The following is a 16463-nucleotide window of genomic DNA, read 5'->3' on the forward strand; positions in this document are numbered from 1 at the left end:
CGTGCCAAGAGGGATGGCTCGAAGGAGAATCACTCGTGCATACAGTCGTGCCTGAATGTGACACTCGGCCGAATGCCGGCGGCGCCCTGCTCGCCGCCCGTACCGCCGACGCCGTCGCAAGCGGTGCTCCGCTGGGCCGCATTGGCAATCTCGAAGTGCGGCTCGCCCGCAACGAGGCCGAAATCGCCGCCGCCCAGGAAGTGCGCTATCGGGTATTCTACGACGAGCTTGGCGCCAGGAAAGACCTGTTCCAGGCGCAGGACCGGCGCGACGCCGACCGTTTCGACCCGCTCTGCGATCACCTTCTTGTGTCCGATACCTCCCTTCCCGGTCCTGAGCATCGCCGCATCGTCGGCACCTACCGCTTGCTGCGGCAGGAGATCGCCACGGCCGCCGGCGGCTTCTATTCCGAGGGCGAGTTTGAGCTCACCAAGCTGATCGCGCGGCATCCCGGCCAGCGCTTCCTCGAGCTCGGCCGTTCCTGCGTTCTGCCGGAATACCGCTCAAAGCGCACCATCGAGGCGCTCTGGCAAGGCATCTGGGCCTATATCAACCATTACGGCATCGGCGTGATGACCGGCTGCGCCTCCTTCCATGGCATCGTGCCGGCGGCGCATGCCGAGGCGCTGACCTATCTCGCCCATCATTGCCGCACCGATTCCGCCTGGGATGTCCGCGCGGTTCCGGGACGCTACTGCTCCATGGATCTGATGCCGATCGAGGCGGTGAACACCAAGGCGGCGATCGCCGCCATGCCGCCGCTGGTCAAGGGCTATCTGCGCGTCGGCGCCCGCATCGGCGACGGCTGCGTCATCGATCACGAATTCTCGACTGTCGACGTCTTCGTCGTCATGCCGGTCAAGGAGATCGGCGCCCGCTACGTCAACTACTATGGCGGCGAAGGCCAGCGCTTCGCGGCGTGATTCTAGTGAGTAGTGAGTAGGGAGTAGTGAGTAGTGAGTAGTGAGTAGTGGTGGACACCATCACTCGAGCTTTGTCACTACTGACTACTGACTACTGACTACTGACTACTCACTAACCCCTACTCACTAACCCCTGCTCCCTCAGGGAATATCCTCCGGCCTTCGCCCCGGCCGGCTCTTATAGGCCGGAAACGACCAGCCGAATTTAAGCGCGCCGCCGCGCACCATGAATGCGCCTGCGAAGCCGAGCACGCTGGACACCAGCGCAGGCAGGCCGGCAAGATCGCCAAGGGTGAAGATGGTGGCGCCGGCAAGGGCGGCTGTGACATAGATCTCGGGCCTGAGCAGAACCGAGGGCTCGCCGGCTAGCAGGTCGCGCAAAATGCCGCCGAAGGTCGCCGTCAGCACGCCCGTGATGACCGACACGACGGGCGAGCCGGTAATCGCCAGCCCCTTGGCCGCGCCCATCACCGAAAAAGCGGCAAGTCCGATGGCATCGAGCCACAGCAGCAATTTGTAGCGGGATTCGAACCGGTGGGCGCTGAAGAAGACCAGCACCGCGACCACGGCGCAGATCAGCACATAGCCGCTGTTGGCGACCCAGAACACCGGCAGGTTGAGGATGACGTCGCGCAGCGTCCCGCCGCCGATGCCGGTGACGCTGGCCAGGAACAGGAAGCCGATGATGTCGAGCTCTTTGCGCGATGCGGCAAGCGCGCCCGTCGCCGCGAAGACGGCGACGCCGGCATAGTCGAGCAACGCGATGGGGTTCATGGCTGAGCGAGTAGTGAGTAGCGAATAGTGAGTAGCGAAATAGCACGAAGCCGCGAATAAATATCAGCCCCTGCTCACTACTCCCTATTCGCTACTCACTATCAAGCATCCTTCTCGGCCTGCTCGTTCACCGGGCCCGGCTCGACCTTGGCCTCGGCGGCCGTCTTCGGGCCGCCCTTCGCGACACCGACCATCGCCGGCCGCAGCACGCGCTCGCCGATCGAATAGCCCGGCTGCACCACCTGGACGACGGTGCCGGCCGGAACCTCCGGATTGGGCACCTCGAATATCGCCTGGTGGAAGTTCGGATCGAACTTCTCGCCTTCGGGCGCGAGTTTCTTCACGCCATGGCGTTCCAGCGCCGAAAGCATGGCGCGCTCGGTGAGGTCGACGCCCTCGATCAGCGCCTTGAAACCGGCGTCGCCGCCAGCTTTCGCCTCGGCGGGGATCGCATCCAGCGCGCGGCGCAGATTGTCGGACACCGACAGCATGTCGCGCGCGAAATTGGCGACGGCGTAGGCGCGCGCGTCCTGCACGTCGCGCGCGGTGCGCCGCCGCAAATTCTCCATTTCGGCCGCCGTGCGCAGCGCGCGGTCCTTCAGTTCCTCGTTTTCCTTCAGCAGCCGCACCAGCGCTTCGTAGTCGCCGTCGACGCCACCTTCCGCACGCTCGCCGGAAGCCTGGGTGGCTTCCATATCTTCGGGCGTGCGTTCGTCTTTTGCCTGGTCGCTCATCGCGTTTCCCGTCATTCGGATTGGTCTGGATTTGCGCCCGATATCGAGGTTTGGAAGCGAAAAATCAAGGGGTAAGCGCTGGCATCCGATGTCGGGTGTCATTCCAAATTAATTCAAATTTTACCGTACCACGCGGCTTTGCTTGCCCTCAAATGCCGTTGCGGGAACCATAAGCGGGCTGGAGGAGTTTCGAAGCCAACACAGGATTTTGGGGCTATGAACGGCAACAAAGGCAACAGGCGCGCCGAATTGGCCAACGATATCAGGCGGCAGGCGGGCAGCGAAGCGACCAAGCGCTTTCTGCGCACCTTGCCCGCATTTCGCCTGGAAAAGGAAGTGCCCCGGCAACTGAGCGACCTGCTTGACCGCCTCAGCGGCGCAGAGGCTGAGAATGCAGGCGGCGGGCGGCGGCGGTAGCCGCGCGCCGCGACTGACGATTCAGGCCGCCTTCCGGTCGTCACGCATCAGCGCTTCGCCATGGCGGATCTCGGTGCCGAGCACTTTCAGGCATTCCCGCATGAAGGCGGCAAGGCCCGGCCAGCCCTTGGCTGAGACCAGATTGCCGTCGACATGCGCGCCGGTCGGCGCGACATCGATATAGATGCCGCCGGCAAGCGTCACTTCCGGCTCGCAATAATGCAGCGCCGCCACTTCCTTGCCGCGCACCACGCCGTCGACCGCGATCAGGATCTGCGCGCCATGGCAGATGGTGAAGATCGGCTTGCCGGTCTCATGGAAATGCCTGACCAGCGCCTGCACGCGCTTGTCGATGCGGATATATTCCGGCCCGCGCCCGCCCGCCGCGTAGACCGCGTCGTAGTCGGCCGGGTTCACCTCGGCGAAGGTCTTGTTGAGGATGTAGTCGTGGCCGAGTTTTTCGGTATAGGTCTGGTGGCCCTCGAAGTCGTGCAATGAGGTCTTGAGCACGTCGCCGGCCTTCTTGTCCGGGCACACGACATGGACGGTGTGGCCGACCGCGTGCATGGCCTGTTCGAAGACGAAAATCTCGTATTCCTCGCTGAACTCGCCAACGAGCATCAATATCTTCTTGCCTGCCATGCCGTTTCCTCCCTTTAGCTGGTTATTTATTTCGTAGCACGAAATAATAGCCCTATCCTAGGGGCAGGTCAGCAGAAGGGGAAGCCTGAATCGCCAATGTGGTCTGACCAGAACAGTGCGGCGGACGTTCCAGGCCCATTTTGAGTCGATTTGGCCAAAAATGCGCAACGCTGGTCGGACCAGGGCGATACCGCTTGCTGCGTGAAATGCCGCGTCAGCTGGGACGCTTGCGCCGCCACGAATATTTCGGACCCCTGGGCTCCACTTCCACGGCCGGCTGGTAATAGACCGGCAAGCCGCCGGTGCGGCCTTCCTCCAGGCGCTTCAAGAGCACCGGATTGGAGACCTCGAACTCGTCGAAGCCGAGCCGCAGCATATGCGGCAACTGGTCGACCAGAACTTGCCCAGTAGCGCGCACCGCGCCCTTGAAGTCATGCCGGGCGCGCAGCAATTCGCCCTTGGAAAAGGAGCGGCCGTCATTGAAGGCGGGGAAGGCGAGCGCCACCAGCGACAGCTGGTCCAGCAGGCCGGTTATCTTGTCGAGCTCGTCGCCAGGCTGCAGCAGCACGCCAAGGCGTTCGCGCGCCGACTTGCGGATCTCTTCGTCCAGCCCCAGGAAGACCTGCAGCGGCAGGATGAAGCGGCCATTGCCGGCCAGCGCCTCGGCGCTTTCGGCATGCGTCCACTCATCCTCGCGAAAGCCTTCCGGGGTCCAGAGGCGGGTCCCCCCTGTCGTCGATCCAGTCATCAAAATTCCTAAGTTCAGAAATCCAAGGTATGTCGAGAGTCAGGTCAGGCCGAGCCGAGAATGGTGGCTTCCGAGACCCGGAGCGGAGCGTACTTCAAGTACGTGAGCACCGGAAGCGCAGGAAGCCGCCGTTCGCAGGCCGGCCTCACCTGACTATCGGCATAGCCTAAAGTGAGGCGTCGGTCAGCGACTTCTCCAAACCAGAGAGGTGAATGCCGCACTCGGTCTTGGCGTGACCAGCCCAGCGGCCGCTGCGCGCATCCTCGCCCGGCTGCACCGGCTGCGTGCAGGGAAAGCAGCCGATCGAAAGATAGCCATAGGCGACCAGCGGATTTTCGCGCAGCGCATGCGCGCGCATGTAGTCGGCCTGGTCCGACGTCGTCCAATGCGCCAGCGGGTTGATGCGGATGCGCGAGCCGACCGCCTCGAAGACGGGCAGTGCCGCGCGCGTCGAAGCCTGGAAGCGCTTGCGCCCGGTGAACCAGGCGCGGAACGGCTCGACGCCGCGCGCCAGCGGCTCGACCTTGCGCACATTGCAGCAGGCGTCGGTGTTGGTCTCATGCAGCCTGCCGGTCGGATCGACCTGTTCGAGCGCGGCCTGCTCCGGCTTGATCACCCTGATATCGGTCAGGCCGAAATCGGCGACCAGCGCGTCGCGATAGCCGAGCGTCTCCTCGAAATGCTTGCCGGTATCGAGAAAGATCACCGGCAAGGTTCGGTCGATCTCCGAGATCATGTGCAGAAGCACGGCGGAGTCCGCGCCGAAGGACGACACCGCGGCGACCTCGCCGCGGAAGGCTTCGCGCGCCGAGCGCTCAATGATCTCGATCGGCTTCAGATGGCCGAGCAGCGCGTCCAGCCCCGCCGCTTCCGCGGCAACGCCGGCCTCGACGCCGACTACCCTGTCAAGCGGCCTTGGTTTCGCCAGCATAGAGCGCCTCCTTGAACGGCGCGGGACCGACACGGCGGTAGGCGTCGATAAAACGTTCTTCGGGATTGAGCCGAAGGCCAAGATAGGTATCGACGATCTGCTCGATGGCATCGGTGATCTCTTCCGAGGAGAAGCCGCGGCCGATGATCTCGCCGACCGAGGTGTTCTCGTCGGCCGAGCCGCCGAGCGTCACCTGGTAGAGCTCGGAGCCTTTCTTCTCGACGCCGAGGATACCGATATGGCCGACATGGTGGTGACCGCAGGCGTTGATGCAACCGGAGATCTTCAGCTTCAATTCGCCGATCTCGCGCTGCCGCTCGAGCGAGGCGAAGCGGCGCGAGATTTCCTGCGCCACGGGAATGGAACGCGCCGTGGCCAGCGCGCAATAGTCGAGGCCCGGGCAGGAGATGATGTCGCTGATCAGGTTCGAATTGGCGGTCGCCAGGCCGATCGCGACCAGCGCGTCATAGACCGCCTTCAGATCGGCGCGCGCCACATGCGGCAGGATCAGGTTCTGCTCGTGGCTGACGCGCAATTCGTCGAACGCATGCTTCTCTGCGATGTCGGCGACTGCCTCCATCTGACTGTCGGTGACATCGCCGGGCACCTCGCCGATGCCCTTGAGCGAAATCGTCACCGCCGCGTAGTCGGGATGGCGATGCGTCACGACATTCTGGTCGAGCCATTCCGAAAAGCTCTTGGAATCGAGCCGCGCTTGCTTGACGAGGGCATCGCCTTCCGGCCGGGCCAACAGCGCCGGCGGCGCGAAATAGGCGTTGATCGCCTGGATGTCGGCCTCCGGCAACTTCAAATCGGTGTCCTTGAGCTCCTGCCATTCGGCCTCGATCTGCCGCATGATCTCCTCGACGCCGGTCTCGTGCACCAGGATCTTGATGCGCGCCTTGTACTTGTTGTCGCGGCGGCCGTAGAGGTTGTACACGCGCAGGATCGCCGTGCAGTAGGACAGCAACTCGGCCTCCGGCAGGAAGTCTCGGATCTTCTTGGCGACCATCGGCGTGCGGCCCAGGCCGCCGCCGACATAAACGGCAAAACCCAGTTCGCCGGCCGCGTTCTTCTTCAGGTGCAGGCCGATGTCATGCGCCTGGATGGCAGCCCGGTCGCGCTCGGCGCCCGTCACCGCGATCTTGAACTTGCGCGGCAGGTACGAAAATTCCGGATGGACCGAGGACCATTGCCGCAGGATTTCCGCGTAGGGACGCGGATCGGCGACCTCGTCCGCGGCCGCCCCCGCGAAATGGTCGGCGGTGACGTTGCGGATGCAATTGCCGCTGGTCTGGATGCAATGCATCTCGACGCTGGCGAGATCGGCCAGGATCGCCGGAACGTCGGCGAGCGCCGGCCAGTGGAACTGCAGGTTCTGGCGCGTGGTGAAATGGCCGTAGCCCTTGTCGTACTTGCGCGCGATATGGCCGAGCATGCGCAATTGCCGGCTGTTGAGCGTGCCGTAGGGCACCGCAATGCGCAGCATATAGGCATGCAACTGCAAATAGACGCCGTTCATCAGCCGGAGCGGCCGGAACTGGTCCTCGCTGATTTCGCCGGCAAGCCGGCGCTTCACCTGGTCGCTGAACTCGGCGACACGGGCCTGAACGAAATCGTGGTCGAACTCGTCGTAACGGTACATGCTTCGTCTTTCAGGGCGCGTCCGCCCGCTGCCTACCTTGGATTTAAGCCGCCCGCGCCGCTTGCTTGCCGAGATCGGGATGGATGGTCGGGCCGGCGGCGCGGATCTTCTCGCGCAACCGCACCGGCTCCACCAAGCCATCGACAACCGTGACGTCGATCACGTTGACGTCCAGGACTTCGTTGTTGGCGGCGGCAGCGGCGCCGATCGCTTCGAGCCGATCCTCCGCCGTCTTGTCATGCGCGATATCGGCGTGACCGACGGTCTCCGCCCAGCCGCCATCGGCGTACCAGACGGCGATGCCGTCGGAGAGCCTGTTCGCGGTCAGTACCTTCATTGCTCAACTCCTTGGGCGACGGCTGAAGCCGCGCCCTCATGCTTGTGTGCCGCGAGCGGCTCGGATTGTTCAAAATTGGCCCCGGCAACCGCATCGCCGATGATCGTCATCACCGGTCCGGTGAGATCGGCGCGCTCCTCCAGCGACGGCAGGTCGGCAAGGGTGCCGTGGAAACGGCGGCGCTCGCCGAGGCTGGCGTTTTCGACGACAGCAACCGCCGTGTCCGGCGACAGCCCCGCTTCGATCAGCCGGCCGGCGACCTCGGCCGCGACCGAACGGCCCATATAGACGGCGACGGTCGCACCCGAGATGGCGAGCTTGGCCCAGTCGGGCAGCGAGTTGCCCTTGAGATCGTGCCCGGTGGTGAAGACCATCGACGACGAAACACCGCGCAGCGTCAGCGGCAGCTCGAAATCGGCGGCGGCGGCAAAAGCGGCGGTGACGCCCGGAACCACCTCATAGGCGATCCCGGCATCGCGAAGTGCTGCCATTTCCTCGCCGGCGCGTCCGAACACCAGCGGATCGCCGGACTTCAGCCGCACCACGCGCTTGCCGGCACGGCCGAGTTCGATGAGCAGCGCATTGATTTCAGCCTGGCTCTTGGAATGGCAGCCCTTGCGCTTGCCGACCGGCAGGCGCTCGGCGTCGCGGCGGCCCATGGCCACGATCGCCTCCGGCACCAGCGCATCGTAGACGATGGCATCGGCTTCCATCAGCAGGCGATGCGCGCGCAAAGTCAAAAGGTCCTCCGCGCCCGGACCGGCGCCGACCAGCGCGATATGTCCTTCAACCGGAGCATCCTGGGCCAAAAGCTCGAGCGCCGCGCCATGCGCCTGAGCGAATTCGCCGGCTTCGATGGCCTTGGCCGGCGCGCCGGCGAAGAAATCGCTCCAGAAGCGGCGGCGGCGATGGCCCTTCGGCAGCGTCTCAGCGGCAGTGCGGAAAGAAGCGGCAAGCGCCGCCAGCCGGCCGAGCGACGGCGACAGCATGCGGTCGATGCGCCCGCGCAGCATCTGCGCCAGGACCGGTCCGGCGCCTTCGGTGCCGATGGCAATCGCCACCGGCGCCCGGTTGACTAAGGCCGGGGTGAAGAAATCGCAGAGATCGGGACGGTCCACGGCGTTGACCGGGATGCCCAGCCGGCGTGCGTCCTCGGCTATGCGGCGGTCGACCGCTTCATCGCCGCTGGCCGCGAACACCAGGACGGCACCTTGGAGATGCACGGACTCATAGGCAGCGTTGATGTGGACGGCGCCGGCCGACGCGATGAAATCCAGCAGGCCGTCGCTGGCATTGTCGGCAACGACGCGCAGCACCGCGCTCGATTGCGAAAGTAGCCGCGCCTTGGCAAGCGCCTCCTCGCCATTGCCGACAATGGCTACGGCTTCGCCGTCGACCCGCATGAAGACGGGAAAGGCATTGAGCTTGGCGTTGGCTGGCGACATGGCGATGAGCAATAGTGGAACAGTTTGGCAGTTTTACGCGGCCACGCCAAAAATCAGAAGGCAAGCACTCGCGCGCCGCCGAACGGCAGGCAATCGCTTTTTCGCAACCGCGAAAGGCAAGAGAAAAAAATTCTACTTTGAGAGTGAAGCCGCCCGAGCGGCATAAAAAACTACCTTGATCCGTCGTAATTTTTAGCGCCGGACGGGGAAAGCTGCAAAACAGTTTTTTCTAAATTCTACTAAGTTAGTAGATTAAAGCCTGCCTTTAGCTGTTTCGGCGCCAGCCTCGTCGGCTGAGAGTGATCGAAGCGCCGCCGCCAGATCGGAACAATCATGCTTCGCGGCTCGTTTGCTTAGCAATCCATTTGTCGATCCGAAGCTCCATCGATCGGCAATCATGCAAGCAAGGAGGAACGCGATGAGCATCAAGCTGAAGCACGGATTATGGGTCGTCGTGGCCGATGGCGAGAAGGCGCTCTTCCTGCGCAACCAGGGCGACAGCAAGTTCCCGAATTTGGAAGTGGTGCAGGAGATGGAGCAGGAGAACCCCGCCACGCGCGAGCAAGGCAGCGACAAGCCAGGCCGCCAGAGCAACGAGGGTCCCCGCAGCGCCGTCGAGGAAACCGACTGGCACCGTCTCGGCAAGGAGCGCTTCGCCGTCGAGATTGCCGACCGGCTCTACAAGCTCGCGCATCGTGGCGAGTTCGACGCGGTCGTGCTGATCGCACCGCCGCAGGTGCTTGGCGAGATGCGCCAGAAACTGCACAAGGAGGTCGGTGAGAAGGTACAGGCGGAAATCCCGAAGACGCTCACCAACCACACCATTTCCGACATCGAGAACCTGCTTCAGGCGGCATGATGCAGCGGAACGAACGCAGCTTCGAAGCCTGATTGATCTAAGAGCCGTCTCTTTGGCGGCGCGGCGCCGATTTTCCGGCGCGCGCCGTTGCAATTCTGCGCGGCGATGGTTGCATCATCGCCGCTCTCCCCACCATATTGCCAGGAGGCGTCGACCCTTTGGACGGCGCTCATCCGACATCGTCAGTTTTTGAAAGGCGCTCCATAGACAATGCCGCATGACACACCCCTTATCGCCACCATCGTCGCCGGTCTGGGGCTTGCTTTTGTCTTCGGGGCTTTAGCCAACCGGTTCCGCATCCCGCCGCTTGTCGGCTATCTTGTCGCCGGCGTCCTTGTCGGCCCGAACACGCCCGGCTTCGTCGCCGACGCCAGCCTTGCAAATGAGCTCGCGGAAATCGGCGTCATTCTTTTGATGTTCGGCGTCGGCCTGCATTTTTCGCTGAAGGACCTTCTGTCCGTCCGCGCCATCGCCGTGCCGGGCGCCATCGTGCAGATCGGCTTTGCGACGCTGCTTGGCGTTGGGCTTGCCTGGCTGCTCGGCTGGTCGCTGGGGGCCGGCCTGGTCTTCGGCCTCGCGCTTTCGGTCGCCTCGACCGTGGTGCTTTTGCGCGCACTTCAGGAGCGGCGGCTGATCGAGACCGAGCGCGGCCGCATCGCCGTCGGCTGGCTGATCGTCGAGGATCTCGCCATGGTGCTGGCGCTGGTGCTTTTGCCGGCGCTCGCCGGCGTGCTTGGCGGCCAGCCCCAGGTCGATGACCATGCGAGCCTGCTCTCGCTGCCCGCCAGCTACGGCATATGGGGCGTGGTCGGCATCACGCTCGCCAAGGTCGCCGCCTTCGTCGTCGTCATGCTGGTGGTCGGCCGCAGGGTCATTCCATGGATCCTGCATTACGTCGCCCATACCGGCTCCCGGGAATTGTTCCGGCTCGCGGTGCTGGCCATCGCGCTCGGCGTCGCCTTCGGCGCGGCGAAGCTGTTCGGCGTCTCGCTGGCGCTCGGCGCCTTCTTCGCCGGCATGATCATGAGCGAATCCGAGCTCAGCCACCGCGCGGCGGAAGAATCGCTGCCGCTGCGCGATGCCTTCTCGGTGCTGTTCTTCGTCTCGGTCGGCATGCTGTTCGACCCGTTCAGCCTGATCAGCAACGGCCTGCCCATCCTCGCCACTTTGGCCATCATCGTCATCGGCAAGTCGATCGCTGCTTTCGTCATCGTCATTGTCTTCCGCTACCCGATCGCCACCGCGCTGATGATTTCGGCGAGCCTTGCCCAGATCGGCGAATTTTCCTTCATCCTGGCCGAGCTTGGCGTCGGCCTGAAACTGTTGCCAGAGCAGGGCCGCGACCTGATCCTGGCCGGCGCCATCTTGTCGATCCTGCTCAATCCGCTGATGTTCCTGATCGTGGACTGGATGAAACCCTGGCTGGAAAAGCGTGCCGGCAAGGATGCTGTGCCGACAGTGGAGCAGCGACCAATCGGCCCGGCGACCGAGCCCGGCCAGGTCGCTTCGGTGTCGGCCCCGGGTAAGGAAGACGGCCCGCCACCGAAAACGGCGCTTGCCGGCCATTCCATCCTGATTGGCTATGGCCGCGTCGGCAGCCTGGTGGGCGCGGCTCTGAAGGAAGCCGCCCTGCCCTTCCTGGTCATCGAGGATGCCGACAAGACGCTGGCGAAGCTGCGGGACGATGGCGTCGAAACCGTTGCCGGCAACGCCGCCAATGCGGACGTCTTCTCGGCCGCCAACCCGGAAGGCGCCAGGCGGCTTATCCTCGCCATCCCCAACGCCTTCGAGGCGGGGCAGGTTGTGCTCAGGGCCCGCGCGGCCAATCCGGCGATCAACGTCATTGCCCGCGCGCATTCCGACGCCGAGGTCGAGCATCTGAAAGGCCTCGGCGCCGACACCGTCATCATGGGCGAACGCGAGATCGCCCGCGGCATCGTCGAGGTGGTGACCGGCAAGACCGTCGATCGGGCCGGGCCTGCCATGGAGATCAACCCGCAGCCCGCTTGATTGGCATCACGCCACGAACGCGGAGCCGCCGTTTTGCGCGATATCGCTGAGATATTTGGCCGGCGGCTTGCCCAGCGCCTTCTTGAACATGGTGATGAAGGCGGTGACGGATTCGTAGCCGAGATCGCCCGACACCTGCTGCACGCTGGCGCCGGCGGACAGTTCCCTGAGCGCCACGATCAGGTGCAGCTGCTGGCGCCAGCGTCCGAAACTTAAGCCGGTCTCCTTCACCACGAGACGCGCCAGGCTGCTTTCGCTGACCGCAACGCGGTCTGCCCAATCGGCCAAGGTGCTGCGATCGGCGGGGTCGTCGGCCAACGCTTCGGCGATCCGTCGCAACCGGGGCTCGGCCGAGATCGGCAGGTGCAACTGCTGAACCGGCATAAGCGGCAGCTCGGCAAGCAAGACCTTTCCCAGGAAATCACATCTCGGCTCGTCCGGCGCGCACTCCGATAGCTCGATGATCAATTCGCGCAGCAGCGGCGAGATCGATAGCGTGCAGCACCGGTCCGGCAACTCGGCGGCGCCCGGCTCAATATAGACGAAGAAAATCCGCGCATTCGCCGTCGCGATGTTGCTGTGTTCCATGCGGCTCGGCACCCACACCCCGCAATGCGGCGGCACCATCCAAAGCCCGCTCGGAACGCGGCAGGTGACGCCGCCGCCGAGCGCGAAGACGAGCTGCCCTTTGCGATGCCAATGCGCCGGCACCTCGGCCTTGGTCCCGGTGACATCGACGCCAATGGCGATCGCCGGCGCGGCCACGTCGTCGACGTCGAAATCCAGCCAGGGCCAGCGGAGGATCTGTCTCATATCTGACGTCTTTTAGCGATTATTTGGCTTTATCTCTAAATTCAACAGCTGCGAAAGTCGATAGGTTTTCGAGCCGTTTCCGTCGCAATCGATCGCGGCGTTCGAGCGTCATTGAAGGTGGCCCCATGCTTGCTCTCGCTATCTCTTCAGACAGTCCGAACAGGCTGAAGCTCGTCGAAGTTGATGAGCCAAGCTGCAATACGAATGAAGCATTGGTGGCTGTTCATGCAACATCATTGAATCGTGGTGAGCTGCGCCTGCTCGGCATACGTCCCGACGGCTGGATACCTGGCCAGGACATCGTCGGCATCGTTGAGCGCGCGGCGGCCGATGGTTCAGGCTTGGCCGCAGGCACGCGCGTTGCCGCCTTGGTCGACCAGGCCGGCTGGGCTGAGCGCGTCGCCGTCCCGACCGACCGCCTTGCCGTCCTGCCGGACGCGGTCAGCTTCGCGTCCGCGGCCACGCTCCCGGTGGCGGGCACGACGGCGCTGCGGACCTTGCGCCATGGCGGCGACCTCGCCGGCCAGGGGGTCCTGATCACCGGCGCGAGCGGCGCGGTCGGCCGCTTCCAGATCCAGATCGCCCGCGAGCAAGGCGCTTCGGTGACGGCGGTCGCTTCGGCCCGGCACCACGATGATCTTCGCGATCTGGGCGCCGGGCAGGTCGTCGAGTCGATCGAACTGGCCGGGGGACTATTTTCATTGATCACCGAGTCGGTCGGCGGCAAAAGCCTCGCCGACGCGATCGAACGTGTCGCGCCCGGCGGGACTGTCGTCATGTTCGGCTCGAGCAGTGGCGAGCTCACGCCGATCGGATTCCGGCAGTTCGTTCCGGGCCACGAGGGCGCAAGGCTCCAGACTTTCGCCTACTATACGTCCGGCTCGGCCATCGGCGCCGACATCGCCACGCTGCTCGATCTGGTCGCGACCGGTCGGCTGGAGACCCGCGTGGCGATGACCGTGCCATGGACGGACATCGGCCAGGCCCTGGACGCGCTGCGGCAGCGCGGCATCAGCGGCAAGGCTGTCCTCACCATGGCCTGAAGTCAGCCAATCACACGTGCTGGCCGCCATTGATGTGGATTTCCGAGCCGGTGACGTAGGACGCCTGGCCGGAGCACAGGAAGAAGATGATGTCGGCGACTTCCGAGGTGGCGCCAAGCCGTCTCAGCGGGATCGTTTCGACGATCTTGTCGGTGCCGGGCGAAAGGATCGCGGTGTCGATCTCGCCCGGCGCGATCGCGTTGACGCGGATGCCGTGCGGACCGAAATCATGCGCCATCTCGCGCGTCAGCGAGCCGAGCGCCGCTTTCGATGTGGCATAGGCCGTGCCGGCGAAAGGATGCACGCGGGTGCCTGCGATCGAGGTGACGTTGACGATCGAGCCCTTGGCGGCGGCGAGCTCCTTGAACAGGCCTCTGGCCAGCATGATCGGCGCAAAGAAATTGACCTGGAACACGTCGCGCCAGACATGCATCGGCGTCTCGATCGAATCCATGCGCCTGCCGTCTTTCAGCTTCGGCGAGATGCCGGCATTGTTGACCAGCGCGTGCAACTGTCCGCCATGCGCCTCCAGCCGGTGGCGGATTTCCGAGACGGCGATGCCGACATCCTCCTGGTCGGCGAGGTCGACCTTGATGTGGTCCTCGGGGCCGGCCGGCCACGGGCAATCCTCGGCGAAAGCCTGGCGCGAACAGGTGATGACGCGCCAGCCCTCGCGCGAAAAGCGCTTCACGGTCGCATGGCCGATGCCCCGGCTGGCGCCGGTGAGCACGATGGTTTTTCTGCTGTCGGTCTCGGCCATGGCTTGATCTCCGGCCGGACATGTAGCCGAAGGCGCTTGCCATTACGAGAGGGCGAGTTGCCGCTTCAGCCGCCGCCCAGGATATCGAGGATCGAAGTCTGCCGCTTCTTGGTCGGTCCGCCGACATTGCCGGGCGGCACCGGATGCTTGATCGAGGCGGTCGATCCGCTGTCGCTTGGCATGTCGAAGCCGTCCGCATCGACGGTCTGGGCCGGGCGCGCCTGACGCACCGGCGTTGGCGCCGGAGCGACCGGCTGTGACTGGCCGACGGCCGCGGGCGGCGCTCGCGGCTGCGAGGCGTCAGCCGACGGGATCTCGTCCGGCACGATCGTATCGGACGGCGTTGACTTCCAGGTGCCGGGCAGCGGCCTGACCGGCACGCCTTCATGCGCGGCCACCATGAATTCGTGCCAGGCCTGCGCCGGCAGGGCGCCGCCGGTGACCTTCTTCATCGGGCTGCCGTCGTCATTGCCGAACCACACGCCCGTGGTGAGATTGGCGGTGTAGCCGACGAACCAGGCATCGCGCGAATTCTGGCTGGTGCCGGTTTTGCCGGCCGAAGGCCAGTTGAACGCCGCCTTCTTGGCGGTGCCGACCTCGACGGTGCCCGTCATCATCGAGTTCATCATGCCGACGATATCGGCCTTGATGACGCGCGGCGCGCTGCCGCCGCTGTTCTCGTAGAGCACCTTGCCGTTGGCGGTGGTGATGCGTTGGATGAAGTGGATGTCCGGCTTGTAGCCGCCGTTGGCGAAAGGCACATAGGCCGAGGTCAGTTCCAGCGGCGTCACCTCCGAGGTACCGAGCGCGATCGAGGTGTTGGCCTGCAGGTCCGATTGGATGCCCATGCGATGCGCGGCTTCCACCACGGCGTCGGGGCCGACTTCCATGGTGAGCTGGGCCGCCACCGAGTTGAGCGACTTGGCCAAAGCTGTCGCCAGCGTCACCTTGCCGTAATATTTGCCGCCGTAATTGTCCGGCGTCCATTTGCCGATCTTGATCGGCGCGTCGTTGCGGATGCTGTCAGGCGTGCGGCCGGCTTCCAGCGCCGCCATATAGACGAAGGGCTTGAAGGCCGAGCCCGGCTGCCGGCGCGCTTCCGAGGCGCGGTCGAACTGGCTGGTCGAATAATCATAGCCGCCGACCATCGCGCGCACCGCGCCGGAATCGTCGATCGACACCAGCGCGCCTTGCGTGACGTTGAGCTTCTTGCCGCTCTCATCGATCAGCCGGCGGATCGACTGTTCGGCAAGCTTCTGCAGGTTGAGGTCGACCGTGGTGTTGATGACGATGTCGCCGCGCACGTCGCCGATGAGGTCCGGGAGTTCGTCCATCACCGTATCGGCGACATAGTTTTCCGAGCCGGTCCAGTAGGACGGCGCACGCGTCGCCGGCGCGCTCAGCGCCGTCTTGTATTCCTTGTCGCTGATCTTGCCGGTCTCGCGCATGGCCGCGAGCACGAGCTGCGCCCGCTCCTCGGCCGCCTTCGGATCGCGCGCCGGCGACAGCTTGGACGGCGCCTTCAGCAGGCCCGCCAGCAGCGCGGCTTCCGAAAGCGTCACGTCGCGCGCGCTCTTGCCGAAATAGCGCCGCGAGGCCGCCTCGACGCCATAGGCGCCCGAGCCGAAATAGACCCGGTTGAGGTACATTTCGAGGATCTGATCCTTGCTGTGCTTGTGCTCGAGCCACAGCGCGAGCAGCACTTCCTGGACCTTGCGCTCCAGCGTGCGGTCGGGTGTCAGGAACAGGTTCTTGGCCAGCTGCTGCGTCAGCGTCGAGCCGCCCTGCGAGAAATGGCCGCCGATGAGATTGGCGACCATGGCGCGCGACAGGCCGATCGGGTCGATGCCGAAATGCGAATAGAAGCGCCGGTCCTCGATGGCGACCACGGCCTCTGGGATATAGGGCGACATTTCGTGCAGGCCGACGGCCTCGCCGCCCGACGCACCGCGATTGGCAATCAGCGCGCCATCGACCGAGACGATCTTGATGTTCGGCGCACGGTCCGGGACCGACCACGTCGTCGCCGCCGGCATCTTGGCGCCGTAATAGACGACGATGCCGGCCGTCGCGATACCGCCCCATATGCAGAGCACGAAGCACCAGTAGACAAGCCGCGTGGCGATGCCGAGCAGCCCGCGCCGATTGCGGTCGCGGCCACGGCCGCGCGATTTCGCCTTGGCGGACCTGCCCTTCGAAGCGGATTTACGACTGCCCGGCACGACACGATCCTCCTCGCTGACCGAAAAGCCCTCGGAGGATTTCGCGCGCGGCGATCCCTCGAAGCTCGGTTCGATGCGACTGTCTCTGCGGTTCGCCATGCGCTCTTGCTTGCTGCCCCGGTGCCGATGGCGTTCGGGTTGAAGACTAGATGCGGCGGTT

Annotated in this window: 17 protein-coding genes; 5 read left to right on the forward strand and 12 right to left on the reverse strand. The window is 64.6% G+C overall.

Annotation, left to right across the window (positions count from 1 at the left end):
- Positions 1 to 35 precede the first annotated feature (35 nt).
- Entirely contained in the window at positions 36 to 923 is an 888-nt protein-coding gene (locus tag FJ414_RS11885; protein ID WP_140644577.1) for a GNAT family N-acetyltransferase, read from the forward strand.
- A gap of 141 nt (positions 924 to 1064) precedes the next feature.
- Here FJ414_RS11885 and FJ414_RS11890 read toward each other — a convergent pair whose 3' ends face one another.
- Both FJ414_RS11890 and grpE read right to left on the reverse strand, forming a co-directional pair.
- Complete coding sequence (locus tag FJ414_RS11890; protein ID WP_140644578.1) at positions 1065 to 1697, reverse strand: trimeric intracellular cation channel family protein; 633 nt, start codon at positions 1695 to 1697, stop codon at positions 1065 to 1067.
- A gap of 101 nt (positions 1698 to 1798) precedes the next feature.
- Positions 1799 to 2431 (reverse strand): nucleotide exchange factor GrpE, encoded by a 633-nt coding sequence (gene grpE / locus FJ414_RS11895; RefSeq protein WP_140644579.1) that lies wholly within the window; start codon positions 2429 to 2431, stop codon positions 1799 to 1801.
- A gap of 249 nt (positions 2432 to 2680) precedes the next feature.
- Here grpE and FJ414_RS11900 point away from each other — a divergent pair, with 249 nt between their 5' ends.
- A complete protein-coding gene (locus FJ414_RS11900; protein ID WP_319023000.1) occupies positions 2681 to 2848 on the forward strand; it encodes a hypothetical protein in 168 nt (55 codons plus the stop codon).
- Between the two features lie 21 nt (positions 2849 to 2869).
- Here FJ414_RS11900 and FJ414_RS11905 read toward each other — a convergent pair whose 3' ends face one another.
- The 6 genes from FJ414_RS11905 to cysG form a co-directional block, all read right to left on the reverse strand.
- A complete protein-coding gene (locus tag FJ414_RS11905) occupies positions 2870 to 3490 on the reverse strand; it encodes a DJ-1/PfpI family protein (RefSeq protein WP_140644581.1) in 621 nt (206 codons plus the stop codon).
- Positions 3491 to 3704: 214 nt separating this feature from the next.
- Positions 3705 to 4238, reverse strand: coding sequence for a DUF934 domain-containing protein (locus tag FJ414_RS11910; protein WP_140644582.1), 534 nt, complete (start codon positions 4236 to 4238; stop codon positions 3705 to 3707).
- Positions 4239 to 4404: 166 nt separating this feature from the next.
- Positions 4405 to 5169, reverse strand: coding sequence for a phosphoadenylyl-sulfate reductase (locus FJ414_RS11915; protein ID WP_140644583.1), 765 nt, complete (start codon positions 5167 to 5169; stop codon positions 4405 to 4407).
- A complete protein-coding gene (locus FJ414_RS11920) occupies positions 5144 to 6814 on the reverse strand; it encodes a nitrite/sulfite reductase (RefSeq protein WP_140644584.1) in 1671 nt (556 codons plus the stop codon). The genes FJ414_RS11915 and FJ414_RS11920 overlap by 26 nt, the downstream gene beginning before the upstream one ends.
- A 43-nt stretch (positions 6815 to 6857) precedes the next feature.
- Complete coding sequence (locus tag FJ414_RS11925) at positions 6858 to 7151, reverse strand: DUF2849 domain-containing protein (protein ID WP_140644585.1); 294 nt, start codon at positions 7149 to 7151, stop codon at positions 6858 to 6860.
- On the reverse strand, positions 7148 to 8596 hold the full coding sequence (cysG, locus tag FJ414_RS11930) for a siroheme synthase CysG (RefSeq protein ID WP_140644586.1): 1449 nt from the start codon (positions 8594 to 8596) through the stop codon (positions 7148 to 7150). Before cysG ends, FJ414_RS11925 begins: the two co-directional genes overlap by 4 nt.
- A 418-nt stretch (positions 8597 to 9014) precedes the next feature.
- On the opposite strand from cysG, the gene FJ414_RS11935 reads away from it, so the two are divergent.
- Positions 9015 to 9455: a host attachment family protein gene (locus tag FJ414_RS11935; RefSeq protein ID WP_140644587.1), complete on the forward strand. Its 441-nt coding sequence runs from the start codon at positions 9015 to 9017 to the stop codon at positions 9453 to 9455.
- Here FJ414_RS11935 and FJ414_RS11940 read toward each other — a convergent pair.
- A complete protein-coding gene (locus FJ414_RS11940; RefSeq protein ID WP_140644588.1) occupies positions 9443 to 9628 on the reverse strand; it encodes a hypothetical protein in 186 nt (61 codons plus the stop codon). The genes FJ414_RS11935 and FJ414_RS11940 overlap by 13 nt on opposite strands.
- 37 nt (positions 9629 to 9665) lie before the next feature.
- On the opposite strand from FJ414_RS11940, the gene ybaL reads away from it, so the two are divergent.
- Positions 9666 to 11465 (forward strand): YbaL family putative K(+) efflux transporter, encoded by a 1800-nt coding sequence (gene ybaL / locus FJ414_RS11945; protein ID WP_181181595.1) that lies wholly within the window; start codon positions 9666 to 9668, stop codon positions 11463 to 11465.
- 6 nt (positions 11466 to 11471) lie between these two features.
- Here ybaL and FJ414_RS11950 read toward each other — a convergent pair whose 3' ends face one another.
- Positions 11472 to 12278, reverse strand: a complete 807-nt coding sequence (locus tag FJ414_RS11950; RefSeq protein WP_140644589.1) for a helix-turn-helix transcriptional regulator — start codon at positions 12276 to 12278, stop codon at positions 11472 to 11474.
- Between the two features lie 125 nt (positions 12279 to 12403).
- On the opposite strand from FJ414_RS11950, the gene FJ414_RS11955 reads away from it, so the two are divergent.
- Positions 12404 to 13321 (forward strand): zinc-binding dehydrogenase, encoded by a 918-nt coding sequence (locus FJ414_RS11955; RefSeq protein WP_140644590.1) that lies wholly within the window; start codon positions 12404 to 12406, stop codon positions 13319 to 13321.
- 10 nt (positions 13322 to 13331) lie between these two features.
- Here the strand turns inward: FJ414_RS11955 and FJ414_RS11960 are convergent, their stop codons facing one another.
- Both FJ414_RS11960 and FJ414_RS11965 read right to left on the reverse strand, forming a co-directional pair.
- Entirely contained in the window at positions 13332 to 14081 is a 750-nt protein-coding gene (locus FJ414_RS11960) for an SDR family oxidoreductase (protein WP_140644591.1), read from the reverse strand.
- Between the two features lie 65 nt (positions 14082 to 14146).
- Positions 14147 to 16402, reverse strand: a complete 2256-nt coding sequence (locus tag FJ414_RS11965) for a transglycosylase domain-containing protein (RefSeq protein ID WP_140644592.1) — start codon at positions 16400 to 16402, stop codon at positions 14147 to 14149.
- Between the last annotated feature and the right edge of the window lie 61 nt (positions 16403 to 16463).

It is taken from the genome of Mesorhizobium sp. B3-1-6 (genome assembly GCF_006439555.1).
In the GTDB taxonomy this organism is placed as follows: Bacteria; Pseudomonadota; Alphaproteobacteria; order Rhizobiales; family Rhizobiaceae; genus Mesorhizobium.